Below are 13183 nucleotides of genomic sequence, written 5' to 3'. Positions count from 1 at the left end.
GTGACAACCCACCTCTGAATGTTATAGCTTTGACCTAGATCTACCATCAGCCACTTATAATCAGAAGAGTTCGCCCACAAGTTTGAGCTCCAGAATGTGTTTACATCCCCATCCACGGCAGTTGATGCATATCTTCCATCGTTCGTGAATTCATCTGTAGCACTGGCAGCTTTATTAAGCGCTAAATTACTCGAGTTCCCATCTGTACTTATCGGCTGCCCCATTAACGTCAAAATGTTCGAATAGGGAGTTCCGGAAGGCGCAATATGAATGGTCTCGTTCACGGATGTAGTAATCGTGATCGTGCTTCCCGACAACGTCCCGGCACTGCTCCCGTTCCGATAGATTTGCAAAGTTTGACCGGGCCAAGGATTCACGAACGTTAGGCTTTTCCCCTTTTGACTGATCACCCTCATATACTGAACTTGGTTGTTCTCGATGCCGCTAGATACCAGAAAGCCTCCATCGGTCAAAAAATCACCGAATTTTGCCGGCGTATTCGTCGGCCAATTTGCGAATAAATGTAGCGTTCCTTGAAAAGATTGGCTTAGCATTTCGTGTAGCGTTAGAGGGGTATTTGCTAAGGTTTCCAGACCTCCTCCGTTTTTGGCCACGTAGAAGTTATTGTAGCTCGACAACCAAGTTGTTAATTTGGTCAAAATAAGATTAGGATCATACCCTACCCGAACAGCCGCTGGGAAGAACATGCTGGAATGTCCGTCGGAATTAAAAACATCCTGAATCGCTGCTTCTACCGTGTTATAGGCAATTTGTTTCGTAGCAGCGTCGCTGTCCGCTCCGATCTGATTCGCCGGGAATATCATCTGCGTACCAAGAGCGCTAGTCGGTGCGGCAGACCCGATTTCTGTGAACCTGTAAATGGTTTTACCGTTGTAAGTATAGGTTGGATAGGCGCTGAGTTTATCCAAAATATTTTGCCATGTCGCTCTCTTCGACGCATCTAAGTTCAAATCCGTACTCATATCGATAAGTCCTTTGAACAGATATCGAACAAGGGCGAGAGATGTCGTGCCGTTCGTCTGCGGATACGGATCGTTTTCATTCTGAGCGTCGTTTTGGATAACATACCTAGTACCGTCATAAACCAAATAACTTTCCCAGAACAATCCAGTTTCTTTCAAATAAGCGTACACTTTGTTCGCATAAGCTGTATCTCGCGTATAATAAAAGCGCATAAGCATGTTGGTCGCGGCGAAGACGGCATTGGACTTCTGGTTAAGATAAGACGCCGAATCCCCACTTCCGTTTGGTAGAGGGCCGATGCCTACCGGGTAATAAATCCCGCTATATCCCAAAGCCGATGCTGAGGCTTTCCCTTTTGGGATCCAATCCAAAAGCGGTTGATCGTAACTGTCCGAAATATCGACGTGATTGGTCGGATAGAGGGCGTAATAAGGCACTTCATAATTGTAGTTTAGATGAAAGTCTCCGAGCCAATCCATGTCCCTGAAAATCCAATTTCCCCAAAGACCTGCAGCGTATTCGTTGCCCCGAATAGATGAACCTAATAAATAAAGTGAACCGTACCAATTTTTTTCAATCACTTTATTCGGAATGTTGACAAAAGATCTGGACCAATAATCCATCCACCAGCCTTGATGCGACGTATTTAAATTATTGATGTCGGACTGGGTTTTCGTATTAATGTTGTTTATGGCGTCTGTTTGGTAATTCCCGCTGTCGCTATTACTCATAATGGATGTAATCAGTGTATAATTTCCGCCGGGCTGGAGGGTGAAGTTCAGGTTGTTGCTGCTAATCGTCCCCGTCGCACCTATAATTCGTGTTGCGATCCTCACTTTTCTTGTATTTACTTCTCCAACTTGATCCGTGTTATCGGCACGGACATCCGCGTATAATACGTCTCCCGAAGAGCCGTATGTAATTCCGTAATTATTATAGTTGCCTGCATTAAACGAAATGCTGACGTTTTTCGAAGAACTTCCGGCAAAAGAAATCTTCGTCACGAATAAGTTGCTCGACGTATCCGTAGCCTGCATCCAGCTCGTCGTATTAATCATTTCATTATTAAGAGTGTACTCGCCGGTCACTTCGCCAGATGCGATCAACTGCTCCATGTGATAAGATGCGCCGCTCATATTGGGAATCGATACATTCATTCTAGCCATCGCTTTAACGCGGCCCTCCGACAATGACCAGAAATCGTTTTTGCCAAGAACATACGTTAATGCATTAATATTCCCGAGGACTGCAACGCCGACATCGCCATTCCCGAGCAATGGGGCATCCGAAACTTTAGTGGGGTTTGTGATGCTCGGAGGAGTATTAAAAATACCTTTGTATTTTCCAACGATTCTTAAAGCTTGGCTTGACGTGATAGAATCAGCGGCGAATGTTTTTTTCTCCGGCATAGCGAGTGTGGAGACTAAAGAAAACAGCATGGTGAGGATGATTAATTTCCTTAACATTAATGGCTTGGAATTCTTCATAAACGTCAACTCCCCTATCGAATTTTAACGTCTCACGAATTGTAACCGATTGCACAAATGGATAATAAATGATTAAGCATTCTCCCTGCTATCGAATCGGAAAGGCTGACGATCATGGGATGAAAGTCAGCCTTCCGCGTTAACCGTATGAATTACTTTTTGCCGTTGACAGCCGCCCACGCGTCAAGCTGTTTTTGCTTCTCGGCGATAATCTTGTCGATCCCTGCCGCTTTGAACTTTTTCATCATACCCGGAATAGTCTTTTCCGGATCAATCGCCCCCATGAACAACCCTAGAGCGTATTCCTTCTCGACGTTCGCGCATGCCGCGATTTCGTTCTTCACCGGCACGGCATCGAAATGGAAACCCAGCGCGATCGACGGTTCGGAAGAATCGTTATACTGCTTCAATTGATCGACGAAATCGACAGGATAGGATTTGTTCAGAAGCTGAATATAGGAGTTCTGCCATTCCCAAGTCAGATTTGGATTGTAGGTAAGATTATCCTGATCGGCTCCCGGCGGGAGGTCGATTCTTCCGTCCGGAAGTTTGACATAGTTGCGACCCTCGATGCCATAGTTCGTTAAATTCTGCAAATACTCGTCGCCCATGAGCAGATTGATGAACATCATGGATCTTTCCGGGTCTTCTGCCGTTCTCGGGACCGAAGTGGAAACGAAGTAGCTGCTGTACGTATCCAAAATCGGGTTGCGAAGTACCGCTTTCGTGAATTCGTATTTCGAGCCGATACCTACCGACATTTCGGATTCAATTCCGACCTTCGCTTGGCCGACAATACCGTGCAATTTGTTTTCTTGCAAAGCTGCCGTATGATTGAATCCTGGAACTGCTGCGTCTTTGTTGATATAGCCTGCTTTATACCATTCGCGGGTCGTCTTCAAATTCGCGAGCACTTCCGGATCTTCGTAAGGGTTAACGACTTTAAGATTGTCGTTGCCTTTCAAATATCCCGGACCATCGCCAAGGATCTGGTATCCCATCGACAGGAAGTCGACATTATCCGCGGTTTTAACCGTGAAGTTCGGTTCTACTTGCTTCAACGCTTCCCATAGCTTCGTCATATCGGACCATGTATGAATCGTCGACATATCGAAACCGGCTTTCTCTACGAGATCCTTGCGGACAACCGGGCCGTATGCGCTGCCGAGAATGTTGATGAAAGGTACGCCGTATAGCTTGCCGTCGAATTTGGCGCCTTGGATCAAGCTGTCCGGCATGTATTTCTGAATGTCCTTTCCGTACTTGTCATACAAATCCGTCATATCCACGAGAGAGCCCTTAGCAATCATTTGTGGAAAATTCAAAACCGACCCTGTGCTGAGAACGTCGATTTTTTCGCCGGAAGCGATCATCATTTCGACCTTTTGAGTGAAAGATCCCCAGTCCAGCACGTGCATTGTCACGGTAGCGTTGATTTTTTCTTTGGTGTATTTGCTGATCTCATCGCTGATCAACTGGTTATCGACTTCTTCTTTGTTGCCGACGTAGTACCAATCAAGATGAACTTCTTTTTCCTGAACCGCGTTCGTACTTTCGGACGAGGAAGCCGACCCGGATGCTGCCGGTGAGGCGGCTTGAGACGATGCGGCCTTAGATGAATCAGCATTCTTCGAATCGTTGTTGTTTCCGCAACCCGCCAATAAGAGCGAGAGCGAAAGCGTGAAGGCCGTAAACAGGAAAAGCGGTTTCTTAAAAGTCCTTGTTTTCATGTTGCCCCTCCATTAAATGACTTTTATATATTTGCTAACCGTTTGAACGGATATAGCCTAGCGTAACTAACCTTTGACGGCGCCTACTGTGAGCCCCTTGACTAAATACCTTTGCAAGAACGGATAAATCATAATGATTGGGCCGATGCCGAGAATCGCCATCGCCATCCTTGCGGATTCACTCGGTCTTACGGTATCCGCTGTGTTACTGACGAATGAGCTCGTATTCAGCACGTCGATACTCGCATTTACTTTGTACATTAGATACTGCAGTGGGAACATCTTCTTTTGGTCAATGAACAACAACGCATTGTACCAGTCATTCCAATAACTCAAGCTTAGGAATAAAGCGACGGTAGCCAGACCGGGCATCGCCAATCGGAGCGCAATCTGAAAGAAGATTCTGAACTCCCCGGCTCCGTCTAGCTTCGCCGATTCGACGACCTCTTTTGGAATGTTGTGCTGCATGAAAGTTCTAAGAATGATGACGTAAAATCCGTTAACCACTTGCGGGAGGATGAGCGCCAAATACGTATTTTTGATCACCAAGCCTTTAACGTACAAGATGTACCATGGAACGAGTCCCCCGTTAAAGAGCATCGTGAACGCAATGAAGAACGCGAAAAACTTCCGGTAAGCAAAGTCGTTCCTGGATAAGGGATAAGCGTAAGCCGCGGTCAATAATACACCGAACAACGTTCCGCTTAGGGTGACGATCCCGGATACGGAATAGGATCGAAAGATCGCCGCCGTATCGGATAAGACAAATCGATAGGCATTCAGGTTCAAGGATTCGGGGAAGAAGGAATACCCGTTTCGCATGATGCTTCCTTCATCCGTGAAAGAGATGATGAGGACTAACGCGATCGGAAGAATGCACACCAGACAATATAGAACGAAGAAGATGTGTATAACGAATTCGGCCTTCCTGGAAATGGCACCGGGTGGTCTCAAAGTTGCTGCCATAGTCAAACCTCCTAGAATAATGCGCTGTCTCGGTCCAGTTTTTTCACGACGAAATTGCTCGTTAATACAAGAACCAATCCGACGACCGCTTGATAGAAGCCTGCAGCCGAAGCCATACCCAACTCGCCTGTGACTGCCAGCGAATTATACACGTAAGTATCGATGACGAGCGTCGTGTCGTACAACGCACCGATATTCATGGTCGTCTGGAAAAAGAGTCCAAAATCCGAGTAGAAAATCCGGCCCAATGCCAGAAGGTTCATGATGATGATAAAGGGAGCCAAGAAAGGCAGCGTAATGTACCTAATTTGTTGCATTTTCGAAGCTCCGTCGATTTGAGCAGCTTCGAAATACTCGCTGTTTATGCCCGTAATTCCCGCCAAATACACGACCGCGTTATAACCTGTCCATTTCCACATGACGATGATCGTTAGGATTAACGGCCAGTACTGCTTGGATGAGTACCAATCGATCTCCGCAATTCCGAACACTTTCAATATTCCATGATTAGCGAGTCCGTAGTTGAAGCTTAAGAAGGCATAAACGAGATAAGCGACGGCTACGTAAGAGATGAAATAAGGGATAAACGTAAGGTTTTGGTACAGCTTTGCCTTGCGCTTTCCCGTAACTTCGTTCAGTAGGATGGCCAATAGGACAGCCAACACCGTGCCGAGAACCATGAATAAAACGTTGTACAAAATCGTGTTGCGGGTGATGATGAAAGCGGCATTCGATTTGAACAGGAACTCGAAATTTTTAAAGCCTACCCAGGGACTCGCTATCAAGTTTTGAATGAATCCCGGTTTTGTATACTTGATGTCTTTGAACGCGATAAAGGAACCAAGCATCGGTATATAGTTGTTGACGAGTACGATGACGAACGCCGGAAGCAACAAGGCGAACAATGCCGAGTTCTTTCTGATTTCGCGGATAAAGCTTCTCCCTACCAATGGATTCCCCCCTCAGCACCATGCTTAACTATGTATTGATTCTACTAGGGTAAGGCCTTACGAGGAATAAAGATATCTATAACGGTGTTAAAAAATCTATCGACATTAAAAAAAGCTTCCGGATTTCCCAGAAGCTTGTCGCGCCATCCGTTACTCCTTTAGGAGCTCTCGATACTTTTGCGGATGGATGCCTGTCACTTTTTTGAACACGGTACTGAAATATGTGGCATTCTCGAAACCGACCATTTCGGCGACTTCCAGAACTTTCAAATCCTCCGATTTTAGCAACTCTTTCGCCGCGTCGATTCTCACTTTCGTGATGTACTCCGTAATGCCCTCACCGGTTTCTTTCTTGAATATGAGACTTATATAATTCGGCGATAGGAACACATCTTCGGCTATGCGTGATACCGTGATGTTTTTCATATAGGAATTCGAAATGATTTCCTTGATCTTCTGAATAAGCTTGCTGTTCTTTTGCGTATATTTATGTGAAAAGTGATCCGTCAAATCCCCGAAAAAGGCAAGCAGAACGCTTTTCAATTCGACGGCCTCACGTTTGTCGTAGATCACTTGGATGACGGTCGAATGTTGAGGCGCTATCCGGTTCATGTCTTCGCCGATTTCATAGAACGTTCGGGAAGCCATATGGATTAGCTCAACGCAGACGCTTTGTACGTAATCGATCGGCAAGTCGCGGGTAGAGCAAAGCTTGTCGAATATTTCTTCCAATACGGCCGCGGCATCCCCGCTTCTCCCTAACTTCATATCGCTCACGAGTTTGCTTTCGGCTTCGTGGAGCTTTGGAAATTCTATCCCGCGGCTTCCCGGGCGAACATCGGCGAAGTGAAGGATAGAGTTTTTGCCGGTATAAAACTTAAATTTGATCGCCGCTTGCGCCTCCCGATAGGAATCCTGCAAATCTACGTAGGCATTTACCCGGCTTCCGATTCCTGCCGAAACCGTCATTTTTAAATACTTATCAACGTTATCGCCGATTTCTTGGCATATACTCGCCAGCAGATCACTTCCTCGATCCCCATGTCGAAAAACGATGACCGTTTCGTTCTCGTTCATGCTGAAGGAAAATACCGCTTCTCGTCCGGCGATTTCCTCCGCGATGTTGAGAATGGAAAAGGACAATAGTTGCCTATTTTCTTCGCTGTATCTTTCGATCGCTTGTTCGTAATCGTCGATTTGCAGCACCGCGACGGACCAATTCCCGTTTAATTCGAAGGGCATTCCGAAAAATTGCAATTTGTCCCGAACTTCCTTCTCGCTGCCGTACATCCCCTGCGTCAAATTCGCCCAAAATTTCTCCCGAAGCAAAGGCATATTTTCCTGCAGTTGGCGCTTCAATCTATCGTTGTTTTCCTCGCGGTTGCGTTCTCTTTCGATGGAAGCGACGATTTTGCGGGCCGTCTCCACCAGCTCGGGGATTTTGATCGGTTTCAGAATGTAGCCGTCCGCGTTTATGTTGAGCGCGATTTTCGCATAGTTAAAGTCCTGCGCCCCGCTGATAATGATGATCCGAATGGGATGATCCAGCTCTTTCAGCTTAAGCCCCGCCTCAAGCCCGTCCATTAAAGGCATTCGGATGTCCGTTAGGAGGATATCCGGCTTAAGCTCCCGGCATAGGTTGTACGCCTCTTGGCCATCGGCGGCAAGGCCGATCACTTCTATGCCGAGTTCCCCCCACTTGACCAAATCCTTTAACCCTTCCCGGACGTTATATTCGTCATCGGCTATGATCATTTTCAGCAAAGTCTTTCGCCTCCACTAAGGTAGTCGTCGCCGGCAGCGTTACTGTCACGATCAAGCCGGGCTCGTCCTTATTGCGGTATTCGATACCGAACTCCGGTCCGAAAACCTGCTTAATTCGCTGATCTACGTTAAAGATACCGAACGTTTTGTCTTGATTACCTTCGTCCCTAAGCATCGCATTCAGTTTTTCCGAATCGGCGCCGACTCCGTTATCTTCGATGTCGATCTCGATTCTATCCCCCCGTTTTGTCGCCGTAATCGCGATATAACCATTCCCTGGTCTTCTTTCGATACCGTGAATAAGGGCGTTCTCGACGAGAGGTTGTAAAATCAGCTTGACCGCTTGGTAGCCGTAAACCTCAGGCTCCGCATGAATCTCGTAACCAAGGCGATCGTTGAATCGTATCTTTTGAATTGAAAGATAACTTTCCGCTTGGCGGATTTCGTCTTCGATCGAAATGATGTTTTTTCCTTTGTTTAAGCTGTATCTGAAAAAGTCCGAGAGGGACGTCACCATATGGCTGACGTCGGGCACGTTGTGCCGCAAAGCGATCCAATTGATGGAATCCAGCGTGTTATAGAGAAAATGCGGATTGATTTGAGCTTGAAGTGCTTGAAGTTCCGCTTCTTTTTTCTTGTTCTCGCTGAAGTAGAGCCTTTTGATGAGCTCTTTGGTTTGCTTTAGCATGACATTATACTGGCTGAATAGCTGCGTAAACTCGTCTTTGCGTTTGTACTGGATCTGGATGTCATAATTGCCTTCCTGTGCGTACGACATCGATTTGATGAACTTGCGGATGGGATTCGTTATGTTATTGGACAATAGAACGGCAATCAGCGCAGCGATTACCATACATAAGACTAACACGATATACATCGTCCTGCGGAACGCGATCAACTTGCCGTTCAAATCGCCGACCGGGGACATCGATACGACCGTCCAACCGAGCGAGCCTATCTCGCGATAGGAGACAAGCATTTCTTTTCCCGAAATCGACTGCTCGAACGTACCTGTTTGTCCCACTCCTCGAATAATGTCATGAACGTAAGGAGCGCTAGCTATACTACGCCCGATCATCGAAAGATCCGGACTGACCAAGACATTCGCCTGACCGTCAAGAATCATGACGGAACTGTTGACCGAAGGTTTCAACTGGTCGAGCATACCGGCAAATTCAGAGATATCGACATCGATCGTTAGGACACCCACAAAAGGGATCGTTACGTTCTTCAGGCCGAACAGCCGTTTAGCCAATCTGATACTGTACCCGCTTCCGCCCGCCTTCGAAGGAGCCTGCAAACTGCTAATCGTATATTGCGCTTTCGGAGGAAGCTTCGCATACCACTTCTCGTCTTCGATTTCGCTGGTCGACCCAACGTTGCGTGAGAAATTGTATTGCGTATACTCCGGCCTGTTCAGCATATAGAGCGTAGGAATGAACCGTGAACCGGAACGGTTTGGCAAATCGTAACCGTCAATGATTTTATTTAACGTAGCCAATTCGTTCACGAAATCGACTTGATCCGACGGTCGATCGGAAGATAAACGATCGATCATATCGGGGTTCAAATAAATCGAATTCGCGGCCTCGTCCATTTCTTCGATCTTTTTAAGCAAAACCATTTCTACCATATTGAGATTCGTTTGCACCGAGGTGTTGATATTTTCCGTTATGGTGTGGTAAGACTGGTTATAGATCGTGACGGAAATGATCGTCGTCGGCAAAATGACAAGCATTAAAAAATATAATAAAAGCCTGTATTTGAGACTGATACGATTCATTCCCGACAACAAGGCCAGTCTCGGAAACATGGCATTAAGCCCCCCAAAAATAGGTTGATTGACAGATCATTTCAATTATAAGAGGGATGGATAACCTTGAAAAGAACTTTCGGGCTTGCGCGAACCTGGTTGATTGCCTTCTGTGCAATATCCGCGATCTCAGGATGCACACGACACGATAGTCCCGATTCAACTATCTCGAGGACCATTGAAAAACCGATCACCAAGATTTCGATGGCGGTTCAAGCATTCGCGGATACGGAAGAGATGGAACGTCAAATCGCCAATTTCAACACTTCCCATCCGGATTGGCTCGTAGAATTGATCAAAATTCCGCACGATAACTACGATATCACGCTGAATCGGTTGATGACATCGGGCAAAGGCCCGGACGTGTTTCAATTAAATACGCTTTGGTTGAATTCGTATATCAGCAAGGAATGGCTGCTCGATCTTTCAGACGAAAGCTTTGAAGGAATGACTTATCCTAAATGGGCAACGGAATACACGAAGCAAAAAAACGGACGGTATTACGCGATACCGACCGGTATGAACACTCTTCGGCTCATTTATAACAAAGAGCTGCTTGATGGAGCCGGCTGCGATTCCACTCGGCCACCCTCCACCTTATCCGAAATGAAAGATTGCGCAATAAAAATATCGACGGCGGGCACCGGATTCCGAAGATACGGCTTTGCTCTCCCGGGTGGAGACGACGAGACAGGGTTTCGCCGACCTTTGGAAATCGCGGGTACGCTTAGCGGGGTTTATTATTATGATTTTCGCAAGGGAAAATTCGATTTTTCCGTGTACGAACCGTGGTTCCGGACGATTCTCGAGATGAAAAGCAAAGGCGGCTTGTTTCCCGGCGAGATTTCGCTAAAGAACGATACGGCTCTATCCCAGTTTGCTGAAGGAAATATCGGGATGATGTACGCAACGAACTCCGATATTGCTCAATTGTTCCGCATGAACCCCATGAATTTCTCCTGGGGAACCACGATGCCGCCGCTTTTGGATTCATCCAAAGCCGACAAAGGCGCGCTAATGATCGACATCGAACCGCCGTTCGTCATCAATACGTTTACGGTACATAAGCAAGAAGCTTTCGAACTGTTGCGGTTTCTTCTCTCGCGAGAATTTCAAGGCGCATTGTACGAGCAGGGTGACGTGATCCCGACGCTTACTACTATTACGGGGAACCCGCAATATCAAACTTCGCCACCCAATTTGGAAGCCTTTCTTCCTCGCTCGAACGAATCCCCTTACCCGAAAGAGCCTAAGTTCGGATTGGCGGACTCGGGATCTTCGGTCGCTTCGTCGATCTGGGGTGATGAAGCGCGCATGAAAACCTACAGGGAAATCCTGCAAGGAGCCAAGCAACCCGATTCGGCGCTGAAAGAGATGACGCAAAAATTTAACACCTCATTGGATCTGGCGATCTACAATCAACTCATCGGCGAGAATCAGTATGTTTTTCCGAATTTCGATCCGAAGAACCCGTTAAAATATGCGAATACGCCGGATGAAATCCGAAATGGTTCCGTTCTTATCCATTAAGCTCGGCACCAGGCAGGGGAGCAACCGCAAAGTCAAAGAACCAAGAGGTTGAGCGAGAACTGATCGCCTAGCCCCTTGGTTTTTAATGTGATATAGCCACCAACTATGTTGGGATTCTAAGTCTATGAATTGGGTCCATACACTTCAAACTCATAGATTCTTGCTGCAGGGTCATCAGCTAGCGAAGACGGCGTCGTTACGTTCAACTTAATATATCGAGCTGATACATTGGATATATTGTCAACCGTAACGCCACTTGTATTATTGTTTACAGTGACCACTGTACTCCAGTTTGTACCATCGTTGCTGACCTGAATGTTGTAAGCTTTCGTATTCCAAGCTGCAGGCTCCCCGCCTTCCGATGCATGCCTGATGACAAATTTGTTTGCGACTTGAACGGAACCGAGATCGATTTGCAGCCAACGGTTGTTCGATCTGGAACACCATTTGCTGTCAAAGAATACGCTGCCGTCCACGGCTTTGTCTGCCGTTTGCGAGGCCGTGCACGAACTATCGGCAGTAGCAGGTTTAGCTAACGCCAAATTTGGGGGTCCGTATACCTCAAACTCATAAATTCTTGCCGCAGGGTCTGTGGTTTGCGTAGGTGTTGTAACGTTCAACTTGATATAGCGAGCCGATATTGACGTAATATTGTCAGTCGTAACGCCACTCGCATTATTGCTTACATTAACCACTGTACTCCAGTTTGCACCATCGTTGCTGACCTGAATGTTATAAGCCTTCGTGTTCCAGGTTGCGGACTCTCCTCCTGCCGACGCATGCTTGGTGACGAATTTGTTTATGACTTGAACGGAACCGAGATCGACTTGTAGCCAGCGGTTGTTTGATTTGGAGCACCATTTGCTGTTATTGATTACACTGCCGTCCACGGCGTTGGCTGCCGATTCTGAGGGATCGCACACACTGTCAGCCGTTGCGGGTTTATTTAATGCCAAATTCGAATTATTTCCACTTCTTCCTTCGGAATATTTGAAGAATTTCAACGTATGTTCATCTTTAATTAAATAGAAGTAAAACTCTCCATTCTGGGATATAAAGGGTACTGCACCAGTGTTATAAATATGTTCCGTGCCATTACGTGCAACCAAGAGATTTTTATCGCTCCATGGCCCCCCTGGATGATCGGCCACCCTGAAATAGGAGTTTCCGTCCACGCCCTCCATATAAACAAGCACATATTTGCCATCTAACTGGCCACCCTGTGCTTTAAACAAAGATGGATCATTGCCGACAGGTCCGATATCGTTACCGGATACGTCTTTTAAGGCAGCAGCAGTTTCATATAGAGATGTCCAACCCATACCATTCCAATATTCTCTTGCATTAAAATCTTCGAAACTGTTTCTGGGGACTCTAGAGAGAACTAATTTGGAATACTCGTTCCAAGCTCCGTAGGTAAACGTTTCATCATTACCGAGCATATAAATATATCCATCGTCGTCGTCCCACAAGCTTAAGTTTTCAAAAAATTTAATGCGATAGGTATTGCCGATTTTTGCATCACCTGAATTAGGAGAAAATCCGCTTGGAATGTCCGGATAATAGAGATAAGGTAACGCATCAATTGCCTTAAGCGAGCTAAAATCAATTTGCCCATTCGTTACTGTATATCTCAAAAGCTGTGCCGCATTTGCTGCATACGGAGTACAGCAACCAGCTGTACCATGAACGACAAAATACACATAATTACCTAATGAAAAAGCTGCCGAATTCCAACTCTGGTTATTCGGGTATAAGTTTCTGATTGACGTTGAACCAGCCTTGGAAGATAAAACCAACTTATTGCCTGAGGTATCATAAATTCGGACTGCACTAAGGCCATACATGTCAGAACTTCCCCAGTTACCGTCATTGGAAACAGGATTAAATGTAATTTTCACATATCTGGCTGAAGTTGAGTTCAAATCAATCATTTTGTTGTAGGCAGTGGGTGCCGTA

General features: G+C 46.3%; 8 protein-coding genes. 1 reads left to right on the top strand and 7 read right to left on the bottom strand.

The features are described 5' to 3' along the window. The 6 genes from L3D05_RS25180 to L3D05_RS25155 form a co-directional block, all read right to left on the bottom strand. Positions 1–2471: discoidin domain-containing protein (locus tag L3D05_RS25180; RefSeq protein ID WP_239619140.1), on the bottom strand; the 2471-nt coding region annotated here is incomplete at its 3' end. Positions 2472–2623: 152 nt separating this feature from the next. Further along, the gene (locus L3D05_RS25175; RefSeq protein ID WP_239619139.1) at positions 2624–4201 is read right to left on the bottom strand and encodes an ABC transporter substrate-binding protein; all 1578 of its coding nucleotides are present in this window, start codon (positions 4199–4201) and stop codon (positions 2624–2626) included. A gap of 66 nt (positions 4202–4267) precedes the next feature. Continuing rightward, positions 4268–5167 carry a carbohydrate ABC transporter permease gene (locus L3D05_RS25170; RefSeq protein ID WP_239619138.1) on the bottom strand — a complete coding sequence of 300 codons (900 nt, stop codon included), beginning with the start codon at positions 5165–5167 and terminating at the stop codon, positions 4268–4270. A gap of 11 nt (positions 5168–5178) precedes the next feature. Further along, on the bottom strand, positions 5179–6117 hold the full coding sequence (locus L3D05_RS25165; RefSeq protein ID WP_239619137.1) for an ABC transporter permease: 939 nt from the start codon (positions 6115–6117) through the stop codon (positions 5179–5181). A 150-nt stretch (positions 6118–6267) separates the two neighbouring features. Beyond that, complete coding sequence (locus L3D05_RS25160) at positions 6268–7872, bottom strand: response regulator (protein WP_239619141.1); 1605 nt, start codon at positions 7870–7872, stop codon at positions 6268–6270. Beyond that, positions 7856–9694, bottom strand: a complete 1839-nt coding sequence (locus L3D05_RS25155; protein WP_239619136.1) for a sensor histidine kinase — start codon at positions 9692–9694, stop codon at positions 7856–7858. The genes L3D05_RS25160 and L3D05_RS25155 overlap by 17 nt, the downstream gene beginning before the upstream one ends. A 66-nt stretch (positions 9695–9760) precedes the next feature. Between L3D05_RS25155 and L3D05_RS25150 the strand changes: the two genes are divergently transcribed. Then, positions 9761–11224, top strand: coding sequence for an ABC transporter substrate-binding protein (locus L3D05_RS25150; protein WP_239619135.1), 1464 nt, complete (start codon positions 9761–9763; stop codon positions 11222–11224). 122 nt (positions 11225–11346) lie between these two features. On the opposite strand, the gene L3D05_RS25145 is transcribed toward L3D05_RS25150, so the two are convergent. Next, on the bottom strand, positions 11347–13183 hold a 1837-nt coding region (locus L3D05_RS25145), incomplete at its 5' end, for a discoidin domain-containing protein (RefSeq protein ID WP_239619134.1).

Origin of the sequence: Cohnella mopanensis (assembly GCF_022352055.1) — a bacterium.
Classification (GTDB): domain Bacteria; phylum Bacillota; class Bacilli; order Paenibacillales; family Paenibacillaceae; genus Cohnella; species Cohnella mopanensis.
This window is presented reverse-complemented; position numbering and strand designations above follow the sequence as displayed.

Excerpts from the sequence above, each read along its gene's own strand:
- L3D05_RS25175 (WP_239619139.1), bottom strand. The coding sequence starts at position 4,201 with ATGAAAACAAGGACTTTTAAGAAACCGCTTTTCCTGTTTACGGCCTTC.
- L3D05_RS25155 (WP_239619136.1), bottom strand. The coding sequence starts at position 9,694 with ATGTTTCCGAGACTGGCCTTGTTGTCGGGAATGAATCGTATCAGTCTC.
- L3D05_RS25160 (WP_239619141.1), bottom strand. The coding sequence starts at position 7,872 with ATGATCATAGCCGATGACGAATATAACGTCCGGGAAGGGTTAAAGGAT.
- L3D05_RS25170 (WP_239619138.1), bottom strand. The coding sequence starts at position 5,167 with ATGGCAGCAACTTTGAGACCACCCGGTGCCATTTCCAGGAAGGCCGAA.